The sequence below is a fragment of the Hydrogenothermus marinus genome, from assembly GCF_003688665.1.
Taxonomy (GTDB): domain Bacteria; phylum Aquificota; class Aquificia; order Aquificales; family Hydrogenothermaceae; genus Hydrogenothermus; species Hydrogenothermus marinus.
This window is the reverse complement of record NZ_REFO01000014.1, coordinates 23,865-49,339: the sequence shown is the minus strand read 5'-3', so window position 1 is coordinate 49,339 and position 25,475 is coordinate 23,865. Positions and strand designations below refer to the sequence as shown.

Below are 25,475 nucleotides of genomic sequence, written 5' to 3'. Positions count from 1 at the left end.
AATCTAAAGCCCCTTAATGGGGCTTTTTTTGATAAAATAGATATATGCATCCAGAAATTTTAAAAAAAGCTAAGAAGCTTCAAAATCAGTTATCAGAATTAATTCCTAAAATTTCAGAAAATATCTCAGAAAAAGAAGTTTTAGAAAAATGGAATAGTTATCAACCAACAAAGAAAAAAATATTTGCCATAGGAGAAGATGGAAGTATAAATAAAAAACATTATCTTGGATTTTATCTTTATGCAGTTTCAGGATTTTCTTATGGACAAAAAAATGGAAAAAAAATAGAAGAATTAGTTGGAGATATAAATATATCTGTAATAAAAATTACAGAAAAAGCAGATAGCTATTTTAGACTTTTAATGTTTTTATCAGAGTTAAAATCAATTGTAAAACTTGCAAACAAAGAAAAAGCAGATTTACTTTTAATAGATGGAACCTTATCATCAAAATTTATTGTTCCACCACCAAAAACAAACTGGTTTATTGATAAAGAGTTTGGTGGAGAACTTGCAAATGCAGCAGGTAGTTTAATAAAAGATATAAAAGAAAAGCTCTTTGATTTTGATATTACTTCCTTTAGTGAAGAGATACAAATTAAAGCACAGATGCAGATTAAAGAAAGACTTAATGAAAAGCCAAGAAGAGATATTTTAGAAGCATTTTTATCAAAACTTGTTTATTTTGAGTATCTACTTGTTTTATATGAGCTTTTTTATGGACTTGAGCATAATCCTCTTGTTATAGGAGTTGCTAAAACATCAACAGATACAGAGCTTTTTAATAGATCAATTCCAGATATTAGAATACTACATAAATTTATAAGAGATACAGGATATACAGAGCCAATAACAATATCTTTTGAAAGTAAAGCAAAACAAAAAACCCAAGAATGGGAATTTTCAGAAGTTTTTGAAAAGCTTGAAAATAAAATAGCATCTGCTTTAAAAGATATTACAATAAAGTATTTTTATGCTAAATATAACATAGGAAGAACAATATCTTTAATTGAAGTTTATGAAAATCCAAATAGAGAAACTGTAAATCCTAAGGAGATTTTAGATTATCTTAATTATTTAGCTTCAGGGAGTTATCCATTTTATCTTATTAGAGCAGATAAACAGGTAAGAATTACAAATGAAGATATGAAAAATATAGAGATTATTCTTGGTTTGCAAAATGAGCTTACAGGCAGAGAAGAACTTATATGATAGATATTGCAAAGTTTCAAAAATACAAAATCAATTTATTTTTAGTAATTTTTACAGCAATAATTTTTAGTTATACTTTCTTTAAGCCATCTAACAAATATACAAAAAAAGATTTGTTAGTGAATATAAATAAAGCAAACTTAAATCAGCTAATATCTATTCCATATATTGGCAAGAAAACAGCTGAAAATATCATAAAGCTTAGAGATAAAAAAGGTTATATTAAAAATATTAATCAGTTAAAATTTTTAAGAAATTTTAAAAAATTTAAAGAATATATAAAGGTGAAAGATGCTACTTGAAAATATGTCTTATGTAGAGGTGCAAGCTTATCTACAAGAAAAAGATATTATCTTAATTCCTATAGGTTCTGTTGAACAGCATAGCCCTTATGGATTAATTGGAACAGATTTTATTACAGCAGAAGCAGTAGCAAGAGAAGTAGGAAAAAGAATAGAAGTAGTTGTTGCACCAACACTTCCTTATGGTATGTCTCAGCATCATATGGCTTTTTCCGGAACAGCCACTTTATCGCCAATTACTTATATTAATCTGATTAAAGAGATTGTTTCTTCTTTTTTAGAACATGGATTTAGAAAGATAATATTTATAAATGGACATGGTGGAAATATTAATCCAGTTAAAACTGCTTTTGATCAACTTAAATATGAAAATAAAGAAGGAATTTATGCAATAATATCTTGGTTTTTATTGAAAGAGGTTCAAGACTTAGTTTATGATTTATTTGGTGATAAAGAAGGACATCATGCAACACCTTCTGAAATATCAATTACAAAATATTTAAGACCTGAAGCTTTTAAAATAAAGCCAAAATTAGAAAAAGATATAGAAAAGCCAAATACTTACTGGCCTTTAAATAGATATGAGTTTAAAAACATCTATCCAGATGGAAGAATGGAATCAGCCTCTTGGCTTGCAAAAGAAAAATATGGGAAAATAATATTAGAAGAAGCAGTTAGAACTACAATTGAAGAAATAAAAAAGATTTTAGAAAAAGGAGTTAATAATGAGTGATAGAATAAATTCATTAAAAAAGGCTTTAGAAAAGGATCCAAATAATCCTCTTGGATTATATGGTCTTGCAATGGAATATTACAAACAAGGTGATTATGAAAATGCAATTATATATTTAAAAAAGTATTTAGCTTTACATGATGATGAAGGTGCAGGATATAGAACCTTAGCTCAATGTTATGTAAATCTTGGAGATTATGAAAATGCAATAGAGGCTTATGAAAGAGGAATAGAAAAAGCAACTAAGTATAATCATCCAACTATGGTAGCTGAATTTCAACAAGAAATAGAACAACTTAAGAGTATGTTATAAACTTGAAAATAGCAGTAATTAGATTTTCTTCCTTAGGAGATGTAGCATTATCTTCTGTAGTTTTACAGCCTTTATATGAAAAAGGTTATAAAATAACATTTATTACTTTCAAACCTTTTGATACCCTTTTTGAAAAAGATTATAGAATAGAAAAGCTTGTAGGATTAAATAAAAAAGATTTAAAAACGGTAAAGGATATAAAAAGTTTTTCAAAAAGTTTAAAAGATTTTGACTTAATTCTTGATCTTCATTCAAATTTAAGAACTTTTTTAATTTCTTTTTTTTCAGGTATAAAAACATTAAGGTATAATAAAAAATCGCTACAAAGAAGATTATTAATAAAGCCTTTTTTAAAAAATTTTGTAAATCTTCAAAATTTTAATGTTTTAAAAGCATATCTTAAACCTTTAGAAAATTTAAATATAAAAGGAGATTATAAGCCAAAGCTTATATTAGATGAAAAAGATTTTCCAAATATAGAGATACCTGAAAATTTTATAGCTATAGGAACAGGAGCAAGATATAAAGGTAAAATTTATCCATATTTTAAACAAGTAATAGAAAATTTAAATGAAAATATTGTTTTAGTAGGTTCAAAAGAAGATTTAGAAAAAGATAAAAATGAATATAAAAATGTTTTAGATTTAAGAGGAAAATTATCTTTAAGACAGTCCTTAGCAGTTTTATCAAAAGCAAAACTTACAATAAGTAATGATAGTGCAATAGCTCATTTATCAAGATCAGTTGGGACAAAGGTTATTATGATATATGGTGCTACTCATCCTTATTTTGGATTTTATCCTTTAGAAGATGAAGGAAGTTTTTTGTTTGCAGATTTAAAATGTCAACCTTGTGATTTACATGGGAAAAAAGAGTGTAAATATAAAGATTATAGATGTTTTAAAGCTATAACTCCTGAAATGGTTTTAAAAGAAGTTAAAAAATATGTATAGTTTTATTTTTCTATATTTTCAAAAAGTTTTAAAAGTCCAGAAATTATATCTATAGGTTCAGGTGGACAGCCTTTTATCCATATATCTACAGGAAGTTTATCTTTTATACCATCCATAATTGCATAACTTCCTTTAAATACTCCTCCATCTAAAACACAATCTCCAACAGCTATTACAAATTTAGGTTCAGGGACATTTTTATAAGCTTTCATTACAGCTTTATACTATATAATACTTAATGATAAAAATAAAAAAACTTTCAGGAGGATTAAATGCCTTATGTAAATGTTAAAGTTGCAGGTAAATTGACTAAGGAGCAAAAACAGAAAATAGTAGAAGGTATTACTAAAGTTTTACAAGATGTTGCTAATAAGCCACCAGAAGCAATTTATATTGTAATAGATGAAGTAGAAAGAGAAAACTGGGCAAAAGGAGGTAAACTCCTTTCAGATAAAGATTAATATATGTCTTTAAGTAGTTCTGCCTCTTTTCTCATATTTTCTACTATGGCTTTAGCTTTTTCTGCTTTTTTAATCCATCTTTCAGTAATTACTTTACTTGAAGGGAAATTGTCTTCAACCTCTTTATACTGGCTTATTTTATAATCTATAAAATCAATAATTGTATTTAATAAATCTATTGTTTTATTCATCTGTTTTGCATATATAAAAATATCTTTTAACATTTCTCTTCTTTCTTTTACTGGTACATCTACACCAATAGCTTTTGCTAATTTTTGTATTTCTATTCTTGATATATATATTCCACTTCTGCCTGGAACAGTTAAAAATTTTAATATTCTATCAAGCTCTGTTTCTTCTTTAAACTCTTGTAAAAATTTTGAATTTGTCATAAAAGGATTTTCTTGCAATCTTTTCTCATACATATCTATTAACCTCAAATTTCATTTAATAATTAATTTTATATTATAAAATAAATTTATTCCATTATAGTTTTAGATAAATTTTTTGTAATTTCTACTAATTGTTTTCGATTTACTTTTGCATATCTTGCTGTTGTTAAAGGTGAGGCATGACCTAAAAGTTCCTGAATAACCCTCAATTCTGCTCCTGATTGTAAGGCTAAAGTTGCTGCAGTATGTCTTAATTTATGAGGATGAAGATAAATTCCTGCTTTTTTACCAAGATTTATTATTCTTCTCCATAGCATAATATAAGATATAGGGAAAACAGGATTAACATCATACTTTTTTAAATATTCAGTAAACTCTTTTAAAGTATCTCCTGAAATTGGAACAAGTCTTTCTTTATTTCCTTTTCCTAAGATTTTTATAAAAGCTATATCTGTTTCTTTTATATCTTCTAACACAAAGTCTATATTGTAAATCTTTCCATCTCTTTCTATTACTATATCTTCTCTTTTTATTCCAAGAAGTTCTGAAGAACGAAGTCCTGTAGTTAAAAATAATTTAACTATTACTCTGTCCATAAGATTATCTGTTTTTTCTATTAATTTCTTTACTTCTTCATATGTAAGTGAGGATGGTATTTTGTTATTTATTTTAGGTCTATGGGATTTAGTTATTGGTGATGAAGAGATTAAGTCAAGGTCTATTAAGTACTGAAAAAAAGAGTTTAAAGATGCAAGTTTCCTTGCTATTGTTGAAGATTTTAATTTTTTGGATTGTAGCACCATTCTAAATTTGGCAATATCTGCTTTTGTTATTTCTTCAATATCTTTATCTTTTACAACTTCTGCAAACTGTTTTAAATCTATTTTATAGTTTTTTACTGTATTTTCTGATTTATCTGCAATATATGAAAGATAAAGCTCTGCACATTCGCTAATCTTCATTTTCTCTCCATTTCTTATAAAGATTATGTTTAATATTAAAACTATCTAATACTTTACCTACTACAAAATTTACTATATCTTCTACTGTTTTAGGATTATGATAAAATCCCGGCGATGCAGCTGCAATTATAGCTCCTGCTTTTAAAAGCTTTTCCATATTTTTTATATGTATTAATGAAAATGGCATCTCTCTTACAAGCAAATAAAGTTTAACCTTTTCTTTTAAAGCAATATCTGCAACCCTATGTATTAGATTATAATTTACTCCATTTGCAATAGCTCCAAGAGTTGACATAGAACAAGGTGCAATTATTACTCCTTCTGTTTCTATAATTCTTGAACCTGATGCTAATGTAGAAGACATATCTTTTACATTTTTTATTTTTACATTTTCATTAAAATAATTTTTTATCTCTGTTTTTTTTATTCCATGTTCCCTTTCTAAAACTAAGTATCCATTATCAGATATTAAAAGATAAACAATATTATTTTTTGATAAAACCTCTACTATTTTAAGACCATATATAACACCACTTGCTCCAGTTATACATACTACATATTTTTTCATATAATACCTTTATGAACTTTTTAATTTTTTATTTTACTTTAGTTATAAGTTTAATTTTAGCAAAACTTTATCCATACTTTTATTATATTTCTTTTTTTATCTTAATTTTACCTTTATGGTTTTATAATTTTGAGAAATTTGGATTATTTAAGATTAAAGGCTTCATTTATGGCCTTTTAGCTTCAATTATTTATTTTCCATTTTTGTCTGGATTTTCATTTTCTTTATTAAATCAGTTTCCACAAATTTTTGCTGAAGAAATATTTTTTAGAGGATATATCCAAAATGAACTTTCAAAAAGATTTAATAATCATTTAGCTATAATTATTACTTCTTTTTTATTTTCTTTGCCTCATCTTATTTTAAGTTTTTCTATATTATCTGTTTTAACATTTTTTCCTTCTATAATTTTTGGTTATCTTTATTATTACTCAAAATCTATATGGGCATCTTCTATATTTCACTTCTTTTCAAATATGTTTTTCCAACTATTTTTAATAGAGTTTTTAATATAAAATAGATAAGAAAATAAATACAGAGGAGTAGCAGGATAGAATCCGTAGAGCATTTTTTACAAAATTATGGATATATTGCTGTTTTCATAGGTACATTTTTAGAAGGTGAGATATTCCTTTTAATTGTTGGATTTTTTGTAAAACTTGGATATTTACATCCTTATATATCTTTAATTATATCAATGTTAGGTGCTTTATTCCATGAGCTAATATATTTTTTTCTTGGTAAATGGAAAGGAAGAGAGCTTTTATTAAAAAATAACTATACAAGAAGAAAATATAGAAAAGCAAAGCAGTTAATAGAAAAATATGGAGTAATATCTATCTTTATAGTTAGATTTATGTATGGGATGAGAATTGTTCCTATGGTTTTAATGGGAGCAACTGGATTTAACACATTTAAGTTCTTATTTTTCAATATAATTTCTCTTTTTATATGGGCTACTTTATATATTTACTTAGGCTATTTATTTGGAAAAGCAGCAGAAGTATTCTTTGGGAAAGCCAAAGAATACTATTTTATTGCTGTTGGAGTTATATTTTTAATAGGAACTCTTGCTTTATTTATTTATAAAGTAAGAGCAAAATTACTTAACAATCAAAACTGATTGATTTGCATATTTTACAAGATTTCCTGCAGTACTTCCAAGAAGTAGCTTTTTAAATCCTCCTTTTCCTCTATATCCAACAACAATTAAATCACATCCATTTTCATCTGCAAAATCCATAAGCTCTTCTGCAGGTTCTCCTTCAAGTACTTTTGTAAAAGGCCCTACTCCTTTACTTCTTGCATATTCTTCTGCTTCATTTAAAAAAGTTTTTTCTTTTGATATTTCTTCTTTTTCATACTTTTCAATCTCTTCAGTAGGAATATAATCTATAGCAGCAAACTCAAAAGGTTTAACAACTGCAACTATAAAAAGTTCTGCTTCAAACTCTTTAGTAAGTTCTACTGCTTTTTCTAATGCTTTTTTACTTGGCTCAGAACCATCATAACCAAGAACTATTTTTTTAAATCCCATTTTTAATCCTCCTTAAAAACTATACTGTATTAAAGTAGAAAATTTTGTATCTAATCTTTTTATATCTGCTTCTATAGGTATATTTTGATAGGTTGCTACATAATCTATTTCTAATGCTAAATGTTTTGTTAAAGCATTTATTAAGGATGATTCAAAATAAACAAAATAATCTTGCATTTTTCTACTTGTTAGCTTGTATATCAATTTCTGCTTAAGTTTTAAATTTTTTGTAAATTTTATCTTAAATCTTTCTTCTATATTATGTAAGTAATACTTTTCTTCATCAGTGTTAGAAAAAGGACTTGGAGCATTGAGTTTATTATAAACATAATATAGATAATAAGCTAGTGATAGCTTAGCTTTTTTTGATTCATATAAATATATACCTAAACCTGGACCTGTTTTAACAGAATGCTCATAACTTTGGAAAGGATTTCTATAATAGTTTATATCCCAAAAAACAAAATAAGGTAAATATCTTTTTTCAAGTCTTAAATTTCCTGAAATTTCTTCTGCAGTTTTTTCTCCTTTTGAAGTTCCATATATTCCATTTAAATTAAAATAAATTCTTTTTGAATCAAATTTATATTTATAGTCTGATTTTAAGTTTATAGTATTTGTTTCTGAGTTTCCTGTAGTTTGCACATATCCTAAGCTTAGAGAAAATTCTTGTGGTTTTTCTTTATCTTTGTTATCTTCTTTACATTTACACTCTTCCTGTGCAAAAACAACAGAAGGTATTAATGAAATTAGTGTTAATTTTTTTAACATGTAATTCCTCCTATTTAACAATAATATTTAGTATTTTCCCTTTTATAAATATAGTTTTAACTATATTTTTACCTTCTATCCATTTTTTAATTGCTTCTTCATTAACTGCTTTTTCAACTGCTTCTTCTTCTGATATATCTATAGGAACTACTATTTTTCCTCTCATTTTTCCATTTACTTGAACAGGAATTTCTTTTGTCTTTTCTATTAAAGCTTCTTCATCTGGCTCAGGAAATTTTCGATTTATTGTAAATCCTTCATTACCTATTTCGTTCCATAATTTATCTGATATAAATGGTGTAAATGGAGATAGTAAAAGTATTAGATTTTCTATTGCTTCTTTTAATACTTTTTCATTATTTCCTTTATAAGATGTAAGCTCATTTAAAAGCTCCATTATAGATGCTATTGCAGTATTAAATTGATATTCTCTTGTTATATCTTCATTTACTTTTTTAATAGTTTGGTGAAGTTTTCTTCTTAATTTTTGGTCTTCTTCATTTAAATTTTTAAAATCTTCTTTTGTATAAGTTATATCTTTTATTTTATCTTTATTTGACATTACAAAATTCCAAACTCTTTTTAAAAATCTATGGGTACCTTCTACACCGCTTTCTATCCAATCAAAATTATTAGAAGGTGGTGCCGCAAAAAGAGTATAAAGTCTTACTGTATCTGCTCCATATTTTTCTATCATCTCATCAGGATCAACTGTATTATGTTTTGATTTTGACATTTTATCTGATTTTCCATATTTTTCTTCAAGCTCTTTTAAAACATCCATAGGAAGATTTAATTTTTCAAATAAAAGTTTTGCATTATCATTAATATTTAGATGATTTTCTTCTAAAAACTGTTTTATAGTCCTATTATCTTCTTTTTCTATGTTAAATATTTTGTAAAGCTTTGTTAAACTCGTATTTTCTGAGATATTATAAATCTCAAGTAGTTTTTCTATTTTTATCCATTTTTTTAATACCATTCCTTGAGTTAATAATTTAGAAAAAGGTTCTTTAATCTCTACAAGACCTATATCCCTTAAAAATTTAACAAAAAATCTTGAGTATAAAAGATGTAAAATAGCATGTTCTATTCCACCTATATATATATCTACAGGCATCCAATATTCAGTTTTTTCTTTATCAAAAGGTTTTTTATCATTTTTTGGATCGCAGTATCTTAAGAAATACCAAGAACTATCTACAAATGTATCCATTGTATCTGTTTCTCTTTTTGCAGGTTTACCACATTTTGGACAGGTTGTATTTACAAACTCTTCAACTTTTTCAAGAGGATTACCAACTCCTGTAAATTCTACATTTTCAGGTAGTACAACAGGTAAATCTTCCTCTGGTACTGGTACAATTCCACAATCATTACAATATATAACAGGTATAGGTGTTCCCCAGTATCTTTGTCTTGATATATTCCAGTCTCTAAGTCTATAGTTAATTGTTTTATATCCTATTTTTTTCTCTTCAAGAATTTTCGTTATCTTTTCTTTTGCTTCAGAAGATTTTAATCCATCAAATCCATCTGAATTTATTAAAATTCCTTCTTCTGTATAAGGTGCTTTTTCAAAATCCCAATCTTTATTTAATGGTTTTATAACAGGCTTTATTGGAATATTATATTTTTTAGCAAACTCGTAATCTCTTTCATCATGGGCAGGAACTGCCATTATTGCTCCTGTACCATAACCCCACAAAATATAATTTGCAGTATATATTGGTATTTTTTCATTTGTTAAAGGATTTATTGCATATCTTCCTGTAAATACTCCTTCTTTTTCTTCTACTATATTTCTATCCTTAGTTGACATTGATAAATATTTATTTACAAAAGCTTGAACTTCTTCTTCTTGGCCTGTACCTTTTGCAAGCTCTAAGGTTAAAGGATGTTCAGGAGCAAGAGCCATAAAAGTTACACCAAATATGGTATCTGGTCTTGTTGTAAATACTTCTAATGTTTGAGTAGTACCATCAATAGGAAAGTTTATAGTTGCTCCAATAGATTTTCCTATCCAGTTTCTTTGCATATTTATAACAGAATCTGGCCATTTTCCTTCAAGAAGTTTTAAATCTTCTAAAAGCTCTTCTGCATATTCTGTAATTTTTAAATACCAAGAAGGTATCTCTTTTTGAACTACAGGAGTATCACATCTCCAGCATCTTCCTTCTATTACCTGTTCATTTGCTAAAACTGTTAAATCATGAGGGCACCAATTAACAGTTGCAGATTTTCTATATGCAATGCCTTTTTCAAGCATTTTTAAGAAAATCCATTGATTCCATTTATAATAATCTGGATTACAAGTGGCTATCTCTCTATCCCAATCATAAGAAAAACCAAGTCTTTTTAACTCATTTCTCATATAATCAATATTGCTATATGTCCATTTTGCAGGATGAATTCCACTTTTAATAGCCGCATTTTCTGCAGGCATACCAAAGGCATCCCATCCCATAGGATGAAGGGTATTTTTACCTTTCATTCTAAAATATCTATTTATTACATCTCCAATAGCATAATTTCTTACATGTCCCATATGGATTCTTCCAGATGGATAAGGAAACATTTCAAGAACATAAAACTTTTCTTTATCTTTTTCTTCTGATTTAAAAACTTTATTTTCTTCCCATAATTTTAAATATTGATTTTCTATTTCATTAAACTTATATTCTGCAGACAAAATAATTCCTCCTATTTATATTAAAACCAATATATTATTTTAACATTATGGCAAATTAAGATATTCAACATTAATTTAAATACAAGCAAGATAAATTTTTCATTTTAAAAAATTTTTGATATTTATTATTTTTTTATTATATTTATTATGCTTTTAATAAAGATTGTTATAAATATTTTAAAATATAGGAGTTGTTTATGGAAAAAAAGATTTTAGATTTATTAAAATCTATTGTATCTGAAAAAGAGTTTTTTGAAAAAGAAAAAGATAAATTTATAAACTCTTTTACTCAAGAAATGCTACTTGAAAAGAAACAGAAAAACATACAAGGTTTACCATCTTCTGTTCTTACAACTATAGGAATAAAGCTTTATAATTTGTTATTTTTAAATTATGAAAAAGATCCTTCTAAGGAGCTTTATAATTTTGCATATAAAATAGCAGAAAGTAAAATAGATTTAAAAATAGTATTAATAAGTTCAACATTAAGATTAGTTAGAGATTTTATAGATTATATTTTAGATGGAAAGAAAGATTTTAATACAGTAAAAAATTTAATTGAACTAATAGACAAATATATAATAGAAGTAGAAAAAGCTTATGCAGATTATTATAAAAAAGTTGAAGAGGAACTACATAAATTAAAAAATGAAAAAGCTAAAGAAGAAGAAGAAATAATCTTTTCTATTCTAAAAAATATTTCAGATAGAAAAGAAAAAATTGAGATACTTGATTTTTATAAAGAAGTACCTGTAATCTGTAAATCTTGGATAAAAGAAATTTCAGAAGTTACAGTTGTACTTGATATTCAAAATTGTAATTTTGCTATTTTTGAAGAAGAAAAATATATATATCTAAAAGTTCCTTCTTTTCCAAAGATAATAAAAGCAAAAATAAAAAAATTCAAAGAATTTGATTATATTACACTTACTGATTTTCATTTTACAGAATTACCACAGGAAAAAAGAAGATATTTAAGAGTAGTTCCAAAAGAAGCAATAAAAGTTTATCTTAATAAAAATGGTAATATCATAGAAGGATTGATAAGAGATATATCCATAGGTGGAATTGGTATATATACAGATAAGATAGATCTTCTAAATAAAGATGACAAAGTAAGTATAAAGTTTCAGTTAAGAGGAGAAACTATAGAAACTGAAGGGATTATAAGGTATATTTTGAAAGAAAGCAAAAGAGCAGGAATTGAGTTTATCAAAAATACAGAAATTGAAGATAAAATAGCAGAATATGTTATTGATAGAGAGTTTGAAATAATAAAGGAATTAAGAATATAAGATGGATAGGTTAATAAAGCCTGCAGAAAGCTTTTTTAGAAAATTAAAATTTAAACACAAAATTTTGGTAATGTTTCTAATTGGTGGCCTAATACCTTACCTAATTTTTTCCTATCCTATATATAAAAATTTTTATGAAGAATTAACTATTATCCAAAAAGAAAAAAAGGCTTTAAAAGTTTCTTCAAAAATCTTTGACCTTTTAAAACTTTTTCAAGAACATAGAGGATTAATGTATAGATATTTGAAAGGAGAAAAATCATTAAAAAAAGACATCCTTATTAAAGAAAAAAATATAGATAAATTATTTTCTGATTTAGAAAATTATAAACATATAATAAACATTACATTTTTAAAAAGAGAATGGCTTAAAATTAAATCAATAAAAAATACAAAACAGAATTTTTTAGCTCATACAAAATTAATAAAAACAATAATAAATTTACTTGAAAATTTAGCTATTAACTATGATCTCTATGTTCATAGAGGGAAAAATATAGTTGAGGATAATATATTAGTTGCTCTATTTGATACAATACCCAATATTAATGAAACAATTAGAGAGATAAGTGTTTATTTAACAGAATTTTTATCTGAAAAAAATATTAATCCAGAAGATAAAAGAATAATACAAAATCTAATTTCAGTCCTTAAGTTCAATCTACAAAAATTAGATTTAAGCTTTAAATATTATTTTAAGCAGGATAAAAATAATACTCTGAAAAATGAATATAAATCTATAAAAAAAGATATAGAAAACTATATAAATTATGTTCAAAATATTATCAATCAAAAGGAATATGAAGAGCCTGAGAAATTTTTTGAAGATTCAAGAAAAATTATTTCAAAGATTGATTCTTTTAGAAAAAATCTTTTACAGAAAATTAATGTTTCCATTCAAGAAAGGGAAAATGAGCTTTACACAGAAATATATTTACTTATCTTTGGACTGATAGCTCTATTGTTAATTGTATCTTATCTATCTACTGGATTCTATTACTCTATAGAAAAACCTTTAGTAAAAATAGAAAGAGCTATTCAAAGATTAAGGAATCAAGATTATACAGAATATTTAACTATAAATACAGAAGATGAATTTAAGAAGATAGCTGAAACTTTTAATATCATGCAAGATGAAATTAAAAAATATATTAGTTTTCTCAAAGGGTATCAGATAGCTCTTGATAGTGCAACTCTTGTATCAAAAAGTGATATAAAGGGAAATATTACTTATGCAAATAAAGCATTTTTAGAAATAACAGGATATAAATTAGAAGAGGTATTAGGCAAACCACATAATATTTTTAGGCATCCAGATGAACCAAAAGAAAAATTTGAAGATATGTGGAAAACAATTTTATCTAAAAAAGTTTGGAAAGGAATATTAAAAATAAAAACAAAAGATGGAAGAACTTTAGTAATGAAAATGTCAATAGTTCCAATCCTTGATGAAAAAGGTAATATAGAAGAGTTTGTAGCAGTAAGAGTAGATATAACAGATTTAATAGAAGCACAAGAAAAATTAAGAAGAATGTTATATTTCGATAATTTAACATCTTTACCAAATAGAACAAAACTTATTGAAGATATAAGAAAGAAACAACCATATGCTATAGTTATATTCAATATTGATGATTTTAGAGAGCTGAATGATATTTATGGTTTTGAAGCTGGAAATTATATATTAAAAGAAATGTCAAAAATATTAAAAGGCTTTGAAAAAGAATATATAAAATTATACAAATTTCCTTCAGATGAGTTTACATTTGTTTTCTTTTCAAAGAAAGATAAAAATGAGATAAAAGATTTTGTATTAAGTATTATATTTAATATAGAAAATAGAGCTTTCAATTATGAAGGATTTGATATAAATATTCTTTTAAGGGCAGGCATAGCATTAATCAATGGAAATTATGAAGTTATAGAAAAAGCTATTTTAGATACTGAAGCTGCTGTAAAAAAAGTAAAAGAAACTAATTTTAAATATCTATTTTATGATGAATCAAAAAGTGCAAAACAAGAGTATGTAAATACATTAAAATGGATTAGTAAAATTAAAAATGCTATAGCTAATGATAGAATAGTTCCATATTTTCAACCTATTTATAATAATAAAACTAAAAAAATAGAAAAGTATGAAGCATTAGTTAGATTAATAGATGAAGATGGCAAAGTTGTATCCCCTTATTATTTCTTAGATATTGCAAAAAGAGCAAAATTATATCCTCAAATTACAAAAATAATGATAGAAAAAAGCTTGAAAGTTTTTGAAAATAGAGAAGAAGAGATATCTTTAAATATTTCTACATTGGATCTTTTAGATTCTGAAATTTATAAATTTATAAAAAATAAAATTAAAGAGTACAATATAAAAAGTTCTAATAGTGTTGTTTTAGAAATAACAGAAAGCGAAGAGATTGAAAGCTATAATCTTGTGGCAGATTTCATAAAGGATATAAAAGAATATAATGTGAAAATATCTATTGATGATTTTGGAACTGGATATTCTAACTTTGTTTATATTTTAAATATTGGAGTAGATTATCTAAAAATAGATGGTTCTTTAATTAAAAATATATTAACTGATGATAAATCTTTAACATTAGTAAAAGCAATAGTTCATTTTACAAAAGAGCTTGGAATAAAAACTATAGCAGAGTTTGTAAGTGATGAAAATATTCAAAGAAAAATTGAAGAAATAGGTATAGATTATTCTCAAGGATATTATATTAGAGAACCTATCCCAGCAGAAAAACTTCCACTTATAGATAATAAAAACCTTGAAGAATAAATGCGAGCGGAGGGAGTTGAACCCTCACGGCCTTGCGGCCACGGGATCCTAAGTCCCGCGCGTCTGCCAATTCCGCCACGCTCGCAAAGGTTGAAAATTATATCATAATTTATATGACATTAAGAGCAAGTCAACATCATTTTTATATAAGTGGCTGTTATCATCTTTTCCACTTTTATAAGTAATAACTGATTTCCTTTTTTGTAAACTAATATAGCTGAAGAACCTATCAATTCAGAAGATTTTGTCCATCCATACTTAGATAAATTTTCATCAAAAAACTTTACTATTTTTCCAATGGTACCTGTTCCAGAATAAACAAGATATGCTCTAATATTAGATCCACTTTTGTACATTAAAGTTGCTTCATCTTTTAATTTAAAATTGGCTGGAACTGCAAAGGTATAGTTTCCGAATTTTTCTGTTTTAGGAACAAATTTTGCTGGTGTAGGATTTAAAGCATTTTGCACATTTGCACATCCTGTAATTAAAAAGCCAATAAATAAAATTAAAATAGATATTTTCCTCATTTTTGCCTCTCTACAGATATATTTTAAATATTATTATAATTCAAAATTATATACTTTTGAGGTTAAACTCTATCCAGTATTGATTTTATACAAAATTATATTTTTAATATATGGTAAACTATAAATATAAAAAAGGTTAACGAGGTTTAATATGGATTTAATAAAAAATTTGGCTGAAAGAGTGATAAATGGAGAAAAAATAAGCAAAGAAGAAGGTTTGAAAATATTAAACATTCCTGATGAGCAAGTAATGGATTTAGTTGAAGAAGCATCTAAGATTAGAGAGTATTTTTTTAAGAATGAAGTTGAGTTTTGTTCTTTAATTAATGCAAAAAATGGTGGTTGCTCTGAAGATTGTTCTTTTTGTGCTCAATCTTCAAAATATCCTACACCTATAAATGCTTATGGACTTGTTTCAAAAGAGGAAATGCTTGAAGGAGCAGAAAAAGCAGTTTCTATAAATGCAAATAGATATTGCATCGTTGTATCAGGAAAAAGAGCAACAAAAGAGGAAGTTGAAAAAATAGCAGAGGCAGTTAAAGATATAAAAGAAAAATATCCTGTGAAAGTTTGCTGTTCTATTGGAACTGTTGACAAAGAAGATTTAAAGCTTTTAAAAGAAGCTGGAGTAAATAGAATTAACCATAATCTTGAAACATCTGAAAAATATTTTTCAAATATTGTAAGTACTCATACTTGGAAAGATAGATTTGAAACTATAAAAGCTATCCAAGAAGTTGGGCTTTCTACTTGTTGCGGTGGAATTTTTGGTATGGGAGAATCTGATGAAGATATTGTAGATTTAGCAGATACTTATAGAAATTTAAATGTTCATTCAATACCTTTAAATTTTCTAATACCTATTCCCGGGACACCTTTTGAAAACACAAATAATCTAACACCTGCAAAATGTTTAAAAATTGTAGCCTTATTTAGAATATTTAATCCTAAAGCAGAGATAAGACTTTGTGGTGGTAGAGAGCAAAATTTAAAAGACTATCATGATATAGCTATGGAAGTTGCAAACTGCTTAATGGCAGGTGGATATTTAACAAGAGCAGGTAGAGAACCTGGAAAAGATGAAGAAATGGCAAGAAGACTTGGCAGAAAATTATTAACAGGAAAAGAAGATTTTTCTTTATGGAAAGAGCTTGGAGTTCAAACTTAATGATCTAAAAGGATAAGGTCTTTACATGCCTTATCCTTGCTAAAAAGTAGATTTATCTTCTCTTTTTTACCTTTTGAGTTCTCATAAATTATCTTAAAATATCCTCTTTCTACAGATATAGATATAATCTTTTTTACATCAAATTTTTTACCTAAAATCTGCTTTGCTTCATAAGGAAGAAGAGAATGACAAGAAGAACAATCTCCTATACATCCTTCTATAACTTGAGCTTGACTATTATTTTTAGTTTCAAAATTATGCATTGGAAATGCAAAAACAAATCCATATACTAAAGCAAAGCTAAGAACAATATATACAAATCTCATTTTAATCTTCAAAAGTATATTCAGTAGCTTTTTTATCTATTAATTTTTTAGCCTTTTCTATAAATTCATCAATAGTAAATACACCAATATTACCTTTTTTCTTAGTTCTTACTGATACTGTACCTGTTTGCCATTCTTTATCTCCAACTACAAGCATATAAGGTATTTTTTGTAGCTCTGCATCTCTTATTTTTTTATTCATTCTTTCATTTCTATCATCTATCTCAACTCTTAAACCTGCATTTTTTAGTTTTTCTTCTACCTGTTTAGCATATTCTACATGAGCATCTGCAATTGGGATTACTTTTGCTTGTACAGGAGAAAGCCATAAAGGAAATTGGCCTGCATAATGTTCTATTAATACACCTATAAATCTTTCTATAGAACCAAATACTGCCCTATGTATCATATAAGGTCTGTGTCTTTTATTATCTTCACCAATGTAATACATATCAAATCTTTCTGGTAGATTAAAATCAAACTGGATAGTAGAACATTGCCACATTCTACCAATAGCATCTTTTATTTTTACATCTATTTTAGGGCCATAAAATGCTCCACCACCTTCATCAATATCATATTCTAATCCAACAGACTCTATTGCTTTTCTTAAAGCATCTGTTGCAATTTCCCACATTCTATCATCACCAACAGATTTTTCAGGCCTTGTTGAAAGATAAACTTCAAACTCTTCAAATCCATAATTTTTTAAGGTTTCAATTGCAAATTCTAAAACTTTTCTAATCTCTTCCTCTACTTGATCTTCTCTACATATTATATGAGCATCATCTTGTGTAAAACCTCTAACCCTCATTAATCCATGTAAAACTCCACTTCTTTCATATCTATAAACAGTACCAAGTTCTGCAAGTTTTATAGGAAGTTCTTTATATGATCTTTGTTTTGATTTGTAAATTTCAACATGGAATGGACAGTTCATTGGTTTTACAAAATATCCTTCTTCTTCTATCTGCATTTCAGGAAACATATTTTCTCTATAAAAATTGACATGCCCTGAAGTTTCCCATAACTGCTCTTTCCCTACATGTGGTGTATAAACAAGCTGATAACCTCTTTTAATATGTTCTTTTCTCCAATCATTTTCTATCTCATTTCTTATAATTGCACCTTTTGGTAGCCATAATGCAAGTCCACCACCAACATTTTCATCTATTATAAATAGTTCAAGTTCTTTTCCTATTTTTCTATGGTCTCTTTTTTTAGCTTCTTCAAGCATATTAAGATATTTTTTTAGATCTTTTTTATCCCAAAATGCTACTCCATAAATTCTTTGGAGCATTGGATTTCCTTCTTTTCCTTTCCAGTAAGCTCCTGCAATATTAAAAAGTTTAAAAGCTGTTGATGCTTTTCCTGTAGATGGTATATGTGGTCCTCTACAAAGATCTGTAAATTCACACTGTTTATAAACAGAAATAGGAGCATTTTCAGGAATATCATGCCTTATTAAATCTACTTTATAAAACTCTTTAGTATTTTCAAAAAATTCTATTGCTTTTTCTCTTGGTAGTTCTTCTCTTTCTATTTGACAATCTCTTTTTATAATCTCTTTCATCTTTTCTTCAATTACTGGAAGATCTTCTTCAGTTAATCTTTTTCCTTCTACTTCAACATCATAGAAAAATCCAACATCTGTAGTTGGTCCTATTCCAAGATGTACTTTATCTGAGCCATAAAGTTCTTTTAATGCTTGAGCCATAATATGTGCTAAAGAGTGTCTAAGTATTTCTAAACTTTCTTTATCTTTTTTAGTTAAAAATCTTAAATTACCACTTTCTCTGATAGGTGTATGAATATCTATAATCTCTCCATTAAAAACTCCACCTAATATAGCTGAAGGATTTTTAATTTTATCTTCTATCTGATTTATAATTTCTTTTATAGTAATTCCTTCTGGAAATTCAAACTCACCAATACCTTCTATATTAATTTTTAACATTTTTACCTCCTTATAAAGACTAAAAAAAATTATATCATCAAACTATTGACAGGTTTATATAAATTAATGTGTATATTATGAAAACTATTTGCTAAATGCAAACATTAAAACTTAATTTTTTATAGTTTTGACGAAAATTTAAACATTTAATAAACTTTCCTTTATTTTATTATAAATAATAGCTTTTATTGTGGATTTTATATCATCAGGAAGAAAATCATAATTTCTCAGTTCTAAAATGGCTTCCTTTTTTAACTTTTCTTTTTCTTCTAAACTCATATTTTTCCATATATAAGAGATTATATTTTTTTCCTGATAAAGATTTATATCACCTTTGTAATCATCTGGAACCTTTAATAATTCTTCAGGTAAATTTTTAGCTTTTACAACTTTTTCCCATATAGAAACTTTTTTTTGTTTTGCTTTATCTTTTTTAGCTTTTTCTTTTTTTTCTGATAATCTTTTTTCAACAGACAATAAAGAAAAATATTTTTTCTTTCTTTCAGGCAGTTTTGCAATTTCTTCTTTAATCAATTTCTTTATTAATTTTAAATCTCTATTTTCTTTATACCATTTTAGTATTAAATTTGATTCATTTGGTGATAAAAAAGTTAAAGAACCTTTTAAAGATAGATAATACTTTTCAATTTCCTGTAGATATTCTTGCTCATTCATAAATCTTTTCTAAATTAAAACCTATTACAGAAATTTTATATTTATTAGCTTTTTCTATAAATTTTTCTTTTTCTAAAAGATAAGTTCTATTTGTTTCTACTGCAAGTAGTTTTGCTTTAGCTTTTTTCATGCTTTCTAATGTTTTAATGCCAATTACTGGAACATCATATCTCATATCTTGATTTTTTCTTGCAACTTTACAAACTACTGTATTTTCTCCTGCAAGTTTACCAGCCCTGATTATACATTTATCTGTGCCTTCAAGACCTTCTACTGCTACAACTATTTTATCTTTAACTACTACTGTTTGCCCTATATCCAATTGAGCTATTTCTTTTGCTATTTTAAGGCCAAATTTTGCATCTTCAATATATTTTCCTTCAGGTTTTATATCATTTACCAAACCTTCTGGAACAAGAAGATTTTCTAAATAAGGAGAAGGATCTATAAAATAAAAGCCTTCAGCTTCAAGCTCTTTTATCACACCTTCTAAAATAGTTTTTGCTTTTTTATCTTTTAAAGATGAAAAAAATCTTTTTGCCCTTTCATCTAATTTATAAATAGAAAATATTAAAGAGTAATGTTCTATTTTCCCAAGCATTACAATATTTTTTATATTCTTTTCTTTAAAGGTATCTATTAATTTTTGAGCCTCTCCAAAATGAAGCCATTTAACTTGAGAATATTTTTGAATTTTTTTGTCTGTAATATTTTTTATTGCAACTGTAAAAACTTGATTTCCTTTTTCTAAAGCATTTTTAGCAAACTGGATAGGAAGTTCTCCTGAACCTGCAATAAGACCTATCTTCATACTGATTTCTTTTTAGTTGCGTCTGGTGTAATTCCTCTTTTTGAATTTTTTATAAAATTAATTAAATTTTTTATCTCTTCTGTTTCTGGTAATTCTTCTAATACCTTCCTTATTCCCTCTTCTAAAGTAGAAGATTTAATAAAAAGTATTTTATATGCCTCTTTTAAAATTTTTATTTGCTCACTGGTAAAACCATTTCTTTTTAATCCTACAAGGTTTAATCCATAAAGCCTTGCATGATTTTTAGAAGCTCTTGTATATGGTGGAATATCTTTATCAACTGCTGAAGCACCACCTACCATTGCATAATCACCAATTCTACAAAACTGATGAATAGGAGTAAGACCACCAATAAAAACATTGTTGCCTATATGAACATGACCTGCAAGGGTTACATTATTTGCAAGAATTGTGTTTTTCCCAACTTTACAGTCATGGGCAATATGAACATAAGCCATAAGATAGGTATTATCATTTATTAATGTTATACCATCATCAAATCTTGTTCCTCTGTGGATAGTACAATATTCTCTAATTACAACATTATTTCCTATCTTTACAAAACTTTTTTCACCTTCAAAACCAAGATGTTGTGGAATATTGCCTATTACTGCTCCTTCAAAAATCTTACAATTTTCACCTATTGAAGTATAGTTTTTTATTTTTACATTGGAAGAAATCTCTGTGTTATCACCAATTTCAACATTATCTTCAATAATGGAAAAAGGGCCAATTTTAACATTGGCCCCAATTTTTGCCTTTTTAGAAACTATTGCTGTTGGATGTATTTCTGTAGCCATGAATTCCTTAAACTAATAAACTTTTTAATACTTCTTTTGGTTGAACACCAACTTTTGTATCTACTACTTGTCCATTTTTAAATACCATAATTGTAGGGATAGCTCTAATTCCATATTTCATTGCTATATTTGGATTTTCATCAGTGTTTAACTTACATATTTTAGCTTTTCCTTCAAGTTCTTCAGCAAGCTCTTCTATAACAGGAGCTATTAATCTACAAGGTCCACACCATGGTGCCCAAAAATCAACTAATACAGGTAGTTCAGAGTTTAAAACCTCCTGCTCCCAATTTGATTCATTTAAAACACATACTTTGCCAGCCATTTTTTATTCCTCCTCTACTAATAATTTATAAATTTTTAAAGCTTTTTCATTTTTAATATAATAACATACAATTGAACCTTCTCGTTTATAACCAAGTATACCTTTATTTCTTAAAACAGATAAATGTTGAGAAACATTAGGCTGAGGTAAATCTAAAGCTTCCCAGATATGTTTTACACATTTTTTTCCTGAACTTAAAAAACCTATTATTTTAAGTCTACTTGGATGGGCTAAAGCTTTTAAAAGTTCTGCATTTTCTTCAAGCCATTCTTCATCTTGCCATAAATTTGAATCTACAATTTGTTCTTCTGACTTTGCTTTTTTTGCCATCTTAATCACCTTCCATTTATATTAGAATATAACTAAATTATATTATAAGTATATATTATAATAATTTCAAGATATATTATAAGAATATTAATATAAATATTAAAAGTAAGTATTTATAGGATTTTACAAGCTTGGTTAGATAATATAAATATAGGGAAAGGGCTAAAAGCCCTTTTATAAGATTTATACAGACGCTGTTATTTTATTGATAATATTTTCTGTTGATATTACATGTTTTTGGAGACCTAATTCTTCAGGATTCATTCCTAAAGCAAGACCAATCATTTGAGGAAGGTGGAGTATAGGCATTCCTATATTAGTACCTATTCTTTCCTCTGCTTCTTCTTGCATTGCATCAAGTTGAGTATGACAAAGTGGGCAAGGTGTTACCATAAAATCTGCTTTTTCTTCTTTTGCTGCCTCTGTATCCATTGCTGTAAGTCTTAATGTAACTTCATCTTCTGCAGACCAGAAAGAGTGGAAACCACAGCAAGCAAGTCTTGCTTCATGATCCTTAGGATTTCCTCCTAATGCTTCAATAATCATTTCTATAGATTTTGGATTATCTGGATCTTCATAACCTATTAAATATACAGGTCTAATTATATGACAACCGTAAAATGGAGCTATATTAAAATCTTTTAAAGGTCTGACAACCATCTCTTTTAATTTATCAAGTCCAACACCATCTATTACTTCCCATAAGAAATGAGTAACTTCAGAAGTTCCTTTATATTCTAATCCTGCTTCTGCTAAAACTTCATTAACTGCCTTTTTTAATTCAGGATCATTATCAAGTTTAAATTTTGTTTCTCTAAGCATTACAGTACAAGTATTACATATTGTTAATAAATCAAGTCCAAGTTCTTCAGCAAGTGCTAAATTTCTTGCATTTATAGTTAATGATAGAAACTCATCTTTTTCTTGAACAGCTCCTGCACCACAGCAAGTAGCAGCTTCAAGTTCAATAAGTTCCATACCAAGCTTTTCTGCCACTAAATATGTTGAGTTATAAAGCTCAGGAGCTACTCCCTTTGCAGAACAACCTGTATAAAAAGCATATTTTAATTCAGCCATTATTCATTACCTCCTTTGTCTAAAAAGTTGGCTCTCTTTCTAGTTTTCCTTTTATCTTCATATACAACTCCAAGTATTTGAGGAATTCTAATTTTAACTTCTTTTTCTTTTTCCTTAGCCTTTTCATAAATTTTTTCAACTTCTTCATGTCTTTTAACTTTGTGTCCGCCAAAGAAATCAGCTATATTTACTTTTCCTTTAAAGAACATTTTTATTCCAAATGGGGCTCTTTTTACAGCACCAAGAACACCTTCTTGTCTTATTGGTAAAAGCATTTCATTAAGAAGGCCTCTTTCTTTAATGTCTTTTTCAAATATTTCAGCATGTCTTTCACCGGGAGTTTTATATCCTTCTTCTGCTGCAATAATTCTAAGTCTTATAATACTTTCATAAGGTTGAACTTCTTTTGGACAGTTTGTTGTACATTGCCAACATCTTACACACCATTCAAGATTGAAATGATCTAAAACTGCTTCTAATCTTTCTCTTCTTGCTCCATCTCTTGAGTCTGCAGCAAATCTATATGCTTTTGCCAAAACAAAAGGAGATAGATAATCTTTATTTGCTTTTAAAGCATTACATTCAGAAACACAAGAAGCACATAAAATACAATCAGATGCAAAATCTATTTTGTGATGATCATAAGGATCTTGTCTATATTCTGTACCATCTGCAGGAGGTGGTTCTTTTGGAATAAACCAAGGTTTAACTTGTTTGAATTTTTCCAATAGCCAATCAAAATCAAATATAAGATCTTTTAAAGGTTTAACATTTCCAATAGGTTCTACAACAATTGTATCTGTGTTATATTTCTCAAGAAGTTTAGTTACTTGTTCTTTACAAGCTAATGTCCCATGTCCATTTATTTTCATAGAACAAGAACCACATATAGCTGCTCTACAGTTATACCTAAAAGATATTGAAGGATCTTGTGTTTCTTTAACTTTAAATAGAGCTGCAAGAACTGTCATACCTTTTTCAACAGGTAGTTTGTAAGTTTTGTAGTAAGGCTGTTCATCTTTGGTAGGATCGTATCTAAATACTTTTAGATAAAAGTGCTCCATTTTTCCACACCTCTATACGATTATTTATAAATTTTAAATATTTTAACCATATAAATTAAAATATAGCAACAAAAACTATTATACATAAAAAAACTATTATACATAAAAAATTATTGACTATATTAATTATAAAAATTATATTGAAGATATAGGAAATTTAGGAGGGAAATATAATGAAAAGAATATTGGTAGGTATAATGGCTTTATCTTTAACAGCATTTGCTGGAAACACTGTAAAATTAAAAAAACCCCCTAAAGAGTTAGATAAATACTATCCGCCAAATGCAAAGGCTCCTTTATTTTTATATAACATGTATCAAGCATCTACTTCTTTTACAGGAATGCTTACAAATGTACAGCAAAAAGATTGGAAAAATGCAGAAAAATGGGCTGGAAGATTAAAAGAATCCTATTTTAAAATAGAAAAAATGGTTCCTTCATGGAAAAAGTATCTTAGAAAAAATGAGATGGAAAAACTTGTTGAAGCAGTAAAAAACAAAAATATAGCAAATATAAGAAAGTATGCAAATTTAGTAGGGCAAAGCTGTTCTAACTGTCATAAAAAGAATATGTTACCTGTAAAAGTAAAATACCATTATCCTTCAGTTGATCTTATATCAATTGAAGATCCAGTATCAGGAATGGATTATAGTGTTGAAGATTATATGAAAAAATTATCAACAAGCTATAAACTAACAAAAGTTTTTTTTGATGATGATAAAACAAAAAGAGCTTTAAAATCAGCAGTAGATTTTACAAAAAGATTTAAAGCATTAACTCAAAGTTGTTCTGAATGTCATACAAATAAGATTGTTGAGAATGTTTATTTTGGTAAAAAAACAAATAAAGCCTTAAGAAATTTAGTTCAGTCTGTAAGACAGAAAAACAAGAAAAACTTTATGCAAGCTATGAATTCTATTGGTGGAGTATGTTATAAATGTCATAATGTTCATGAAACACCTTTAATGTTAAAAAGTAAATTAGAAAAATGAAATACTTATTTTTAGTTTTGCTTTTTTTCTCTTTTTCTTTTTCTCAGGAATATAAAGCAGTTTTTGATTGTGAATCTAATAATGCAAGATTTGTTTTAGGTAGGTTATTTTTAATTGAAAGAACAATAAAAAATTTTAAAGAAGATAATCTAAAATATAAGTTTGAGATAACTATACATGGAAGTTGTGTTTTATTTTTAAGAAAAGATTTATCTAAATTCTCACCTAGAAAAAGACACCAAATTGAAGATTTGCAAAATCAGCTTGAGATATTAAAAGAGTTATATAATGTTCAGATAAAAGCTTGTAATATAGCTTTAAATAGATATGGACTTAAGAAAAAAGATATTATAGATTTTGTAAATATTGTGAAAAATTCATGGCAAGAGATTATAATATTACAAAATAAAGGATATGCATTGGTTCCATTTGAATAAGG

Annotated in this window: 30 protein-coding genes and 1 tRNA gene; 13 read left to right on the top strand and 18 right to left on the bottom strand. The window is 26.8% G+C overall.

The genetic code is table 11. The features are described from left to right. Positions 1-44 precede the first annotated feature (44 nt). From CLV39_RS07260 to CLV39_RS07240, 5 genes are read left to right on the top strand one after another with little or no spacing between them, the layout of a single operon-like run. Positions 45-1,211: a DNA double-strand break repair nuclease NurA gene (locus CLV39_RS07260; RefSeq protein WP_121923578.1), complete on the top strand. Its 1,167-nt coding sequence runs from the start codon at positions 45-47 to the stop codon at positions 1,209-1,211. Beyond that, on the top strand, positions 1,208-1,513 hold the full coding sequence (locus CLV39_RS07255; RefSeq protein ID WP_121923577.1) for a ComEA family DNA-binding protein: 306 nt from the start codon (positions 1,208-1,210) through the stop codon (positions 1,511-1,513). The genes CLV39_RS07260 and CLV39_RS07255 overlap by 4 nt, the downstream gene beginning before the upstream one ends. Next, positions 1,503-2,246, top strand: a complete 744-nt coding sequence (locus CLV39_RS07250; RefSeq protein ID WP_121923576.1) for a creatininase family protein — start codon at positions 1,503-1,505, stop codon at positions 2,244-2,246. The genes CLV39_RS07255 and CLV39_RS07250 overlap by 11 nt, the downstream gene beginning before the upstream one ends. Then, a complete protein-coding gene (locus CLV39_RS07245) occupies positions 2,239-2,559 on the top strand; it encodes a tetratricopeptide repeat protein (RefSeq protein ID WP_121923575.1) in 321 nt (106 codons plus the stop codon). The genes CLV39_RS07250 and CLV39_RS07245 overlap by 8 nt, the downstream gene beginning before the upstream one ends. Positions 2,560-2,561: 2 nt before the next feature. Continuing rightward, the gene (locus tag CLV39_RS07240; protein WP_245960349.1) at positions 2,562-3,512 is read left to right on the top strand and encodes a glycosyltransferase family 9 protein; all 951 of its coding nucleotides are present in this window, start codon (positions 2,562-2,564) and stop codon (positions 3,510-3,512) included. A 2-nt stretch (positions 3,513-3,514) separates the two neighbouring features. Here CLV39_RS07240 and CLV39_RS07235 read toward each other — a convergent pair whose 3' ends face one another. Next, on the bottom strand, positions 3,515-3,724 hold the full coding sequence (locus CLV39_RS07235; protein WP_245960348.1) for an NADH-quinone oxidoreductase subunit B family protein: 210 nt from the start codon (positions 3,722-3,724) through the stop codon (positions 3,515-3,517). 60 nt (positions 3,725-3,784) lie between these two features. Between CLV39_RS07235 and CLV39_RS07230 the strand changes: the two genes are divergently transcribed. Next, on the top strand, positions 3,785-3,973 hold the full coding sequence (locus tag CLV39_RS07230) for a tautomerase family protein (protein ID WP_121923574.1): 189 nt from the start codon (positions 3,785-3,787) through the stop codon (positions 3,971-3,973). Here CLV39_RS07230 and CLV39_RS07225 read toward each other — a convergent pair. The 3 genes from CLV39_RS07225 to CLV39_RS07215 are packed head-to-tail and all read right to left on the bottom strand — an operon-like array spanning position 3,970 to position 5,895. Next, positions 3,970-4,398 carry a hypothetical protein gene (locus tag CLV39_RS07225; protein ID WP_121923573.1) on the bottom strand — a complete coding sequence of 143 codons (429 nt, stop codon included), beginning with the start codon at positions 4,396-4,398 and terminating at the stop codon, positions 3,970-3,972. The genes CLV39_RS07230 and CLV39_RS07225 overlap by 4 nt on opposite strands. A gap of 53 nt (positions 4,399-4,451) precedes the next feature. Then, complete coding sequence (locus tag CLV39_RS07220; RefSeq protein WP_121923572.1) at positions 4,452-5,327, bottom strand: tyrosine-type recombinase/integrase; 876 nt, start codon at positions 5,325-5,327, stop codon at positions 4,452-4,454. After that, positions 5,317-5,895, bottom strand: a complete 579-nt coding sequence (locus CLV39_RS07215; RefSeq protein WP_121923571.1) for a UbiX family flavin prenyltransferase — start codon at positions 5,893-5,895, stop codon at positions 5,317-5,319. The genes CLV39_RS07220 and CLV39_RS07215 overlap by 11 nt, the downstream gene beginning before the upstream one ends. Positions 5,896-5,906: 11 nt before the next feature. On the opposite strand from CLV39_RS07215, the gene CLV39_RS07210 reads away from it, so the two are divergent. Both CLV39_RS07210 and CLV39_RS07205 read left to right on the top strand, forming a co-directional pair. Then, entirely contained in the window at positions 5,907-6,410 is a 504-nt protein-coding gene (locus tag CLV39_RS07210) for a CPBP family intramembrane glutamic endopeptidase (RefSeq protein ID WP_121923570.1), read from the top strand. A gap of 17 nt (positions 6,411-6,427) precedes the next feature. Next, entirely contained in the window at positions 6,428-7,018 is a 591-nt protein-coding gene (locus tag CLV39_RS07205) for a DedA family protein (protein WP_342769310.1), read from the top strand. On the opposite strand, the gene CLV39_RS07200 is transcribed toward CLV39_RS07205, so the two are convergent. The 3 genes from CLV39_RS07200 to leuS are packed head-to-tail and all read right to left on the bottom strand — an operon-like array spanning position 6,998 to position 10,895. Further along, a complete protein-coding gene (locus CLV39_RS07200; protein ID WP_121923568.1) occupies positions 6,998-7,432 on the bottom strand; it encodes a universal stress protein in 435 nt (144 codons plus the stop codon). The genes CLV39_RS07205 and CLV39_RS07200 overlap by 21 nt on opposite strands. Positions 7,433-7,444: 12 nt before the next feature. Next, entirely contained in the window at positions 7,445-8,203 is a 759-nt protein-coding gene (locus CLV39_RS07195) for a DUF481 domain-containing protein (RefSeq protein WP_121923567.1), read from the bottom strand. Positions 8,204-8,213: 10 nt separating this feature from the next. Next, positions 8,214-10,895, bottom strand: a complete 2,682-nt coding sequence (leuS, locus tag CLV39_RS07190; RefSeq protein ID WP_121923566.1) for a leucine--tRNA ligase — start codon at positions 10,893-10,895, stop codon at positions 8,214-8,216. A 197-nt stretch (positions 10,896-11,092) separates the two neighbouring features. On the opposite strand from leuS, the gene CLV39_RS07185 reads away from it, so the two are divergent. Together CLV39_RS07185 and CLV39_RS07180 are read left to right on the top strand one after the other, a co-directional pair. Continuing rightward, the gene (locus tag CLV39_RS07185; RefSeq protein ID WP_121923565.1) at positions 11,093-12,190 is read left to right on the top strand and encodes a PilZ domain-containing protein; all 1,098 of its coding nucleotides are present in this window, start codon (positions 11,093-11,095) and stop codon (positions 12,188-12,190) included. 1 nt (position 12,191) lies between these two features. Next, positions 12,192-14,981, top strand: a complete 2,790-nt coding sequence (locus tag CLV39_RS07180; RefSeq protein WP_121923564.1) for an EAL domain-containing protein — start codon at positions 12,192-12,194, stop codon at positions 14,979-14,981. A gap of 1 nt (position 14,982) precedes the next feature. Here the strand turns inward: CLV39_RS07180 and CLV39_RS07175 are convergent. Beyond that, positions 14,983-15,066, bottom strand: a tRNA-Leu gene (locus CLV39_RS07175). Between the two features lie 34 nt (positions 15,067-15,100). Further along, positions 15,101-15,511 carry a hypothetical protein gene (locus tag CLV39_RS07170; protein ID WP_121923563.1) on the bottom strand — a complete coding sequence of 137 codons (411 nt, stop codon included), beginning with the start codon at positions 15,509-15,511 and terminating at the stop codon, positions 15,101-15,103. 151 nt (positions 15,512-15,662) lie between these two features. Between CLV39_RS07170 and bioB the strand changes: the two genes are divergently transcribed. Beyond that, positions 15,663-16,679, top strand: a complete 1,017-nt coding sequence (gene bioB, locus CLV39_RS07165) for a biotin synthase BioB (protein ID WP_121923562.1) — start codon at positions 15,663-15,665, stop codon at positions 16,677-16,679. Here the strand turns inward: bioB and CLV39_RS07160 are convergent. The 9 genes from CLV39_RS07160 to CLV39_RS07120 all read right to left on the bottom strand — a co-directional run bounded on the left by CLV39_RS07160 (position 16,676) and on the right by CLV39_RS07120 (position 24,044). Continuing rightward, positions 16,676-17,005 (bottom strand): hypothetical protein, encoded by a 330-nt coding sequence (locus CLV39_RS07160; RefSeq protein ID WP_121923561.1) that lies wholly within the window; start codon positions 17,003-17,005, stop codon positions 16,676-16,678. The genes bioB and CLV39_RS07160 overlap by 4 nt on opposite strands. Before the next feature lies 1 nt (position 17,006). Then, a complete protein-coding gene (gene thrS, locus CLV39_RS07155) occupies positions 17,007-18,962 on the bottom strand; it encodes a threonine--tRNA ligase (RefSeq protein ID WP_121923560.1) in 1,956 nt (651 codons plus the stop codon). 138 nt (positions 18,963-19,100) lie between these two features. After that, entirely contained in the window at positions 19,101-19,637 is a 537-nt protein-coding gene (locus tag CLV39_RS07150) for a hypothetical protein (RefSeq protein WP_121923559.1), read from the bottom strand. Then, complete coding sequence (locus CLV39_RS07145; RefSeq protein ID WP_121923558.1) at positions 19,630-20,448, bottom strand: LpxI family protein; 819 nt, start codon at positions 20,446-20,448, stop codon at positions 19,630-19,632. The genes CLV39_RS07150 and CLV39_RS07145 overlap by 8 nt, the downstream gene beginning before the upstream one ends. Then, positions 20,445-21,248: an acyl-ACP--UDP-N-acetylglucosamine O-acyltransferase gene (lpxA, locus tag CLV39_RS07140; protein WP_121923557.1), complete on the bottom strand. Its 804-nt coding sequence runs from the start codon at positions 21,246-21,248 to the stop codon at positions 20,445-20,447. Before lpxA ends, CLV39_RS07145 begins: the two co-directional genes overlap by 4 nt. Positions 21,249-21,255: 7 nt before the next feature. Beyond that, complete coding sequence (gene trxA / locus CLV39_RS07135) at positions 21,256-21,573, bottom strand: thioredoxin (protein WP_121923556.1); 318 nt, start codon at positions 21,571-21,573, stop codon at positions 21,256-21,258. 3 nt (positions 21,574-21,576) lie between these two features. Then, positions 21,577-21,903, bottom strand: coding sequence for an ArsR/SmtB family transcription factor (locus CLV39_RS07130; protein WP_121923555.1), 327 nt, complete (start codon positions 21,901-21,903; stop codon positions 21,577-21,579). A gap of 183 nt (positions 21,904-22,086) precedes the next feature. After that, positions 22,087-22,980 carry a CoB--CoM heterodisulfide reductase iron-sulfur subunit B family protein gene (locus CLV39_RS07125; protein ID WP_121923554.1) on the bottom strand — a complete coding sequence of 298 codons (894 nt, stop codon included), beginning with the start codon at positions 22,978-22,980 and terminating at the stop codon, positions 22,087-22,089. Further along, positions 22,980-24,044 (bottom strand): succinate dehydrogenase/fumarate reductase iron-sulfur subunit, encoded by a 1,065-nt coding sequence (locus CLV39_RS07120; protein ID WP_121923553.1) that lies wholly within the window; start codon positions 24,042-24,044, stop codon positions 22,980-22,982. Before CLV39_RS07120 ends, CLV39_RS07125 begins: the two co-directional genes overlap by 1 nt. A gap of 173 nt (positions 24,045-24,217) precedes the next feature. On the opposite strand from CLV39_RS07120, the gene CLV39_RS07115 reads away from it, so the two are divergent. Further along, a complete protein-coding gene (locus CLV39_RS07115; RefSeq protein WP_121923552.1) occupies positions 24,218-25,036 on the top strand; it encodes a multiheme c-type cytochrome in 819 nt (272 codons plus the stop codon). Next, positions 25,033-25,473 (top strand): DsrE family protein, encoded by a 441-nt coding sequence (locus CLV39_RS07110; protein WP_121923551.1) that lies wholly within the window; start codon positions 25,033-25,035, stop codon positions 25,471-25,473. Before CLV39_RS07115 ends, CLV39_RS07110 begins: the two co-directional genes overlap by 4 nt. Positions 25,474-25,475: the final 2 nt, after the last annotated feature.